The organism is Flavobacterium sp. GNP008 (assembly GCF_056428965.1).
Genome location: NZ_JBWJVL010000070.1, coordinates 1 through 228, shown reverse-complemented (window position 1 = coordinate 228; position 228 = coordinate 1). Strand labels below are relative to the sequence as shown.

Below are 228 nucleotides of genomic sequence, written 5' to 3'. Positions count from 1 at the left end.
CTCGCGGCCAAAGGTCTGGGCGAGAAGATCAACCGTATGATCGAAGAGCAGCGCAAGGTCGCAGACCTGCGCAAGTTCCTGCATGAGATCTACAACGAGATCGGCGGTCGCAACGAAGAGCTGGACACCTTCTCCGACCAGGAAATCCTGGATCTGGCGAAGAACCTGCGCGGCGGCGTTCCAATGGCTACCCCGGTGTTCGACGGTGCCAAGGAAAGCGAAATCAAG

1 protein-coding gene is annotated in these 228 nt (G+C 58.3%); it reads left to right on the top strand.

Annotated elements, in window-relative coordinates; translation table 11 throughout:
• The coding region (locus AC0608_RS13920) for a hypothetical protein (RefSeq protein ID WP_478289497.1) at nt 1-228 on the top strand (228 nt) is incomplete at both ends.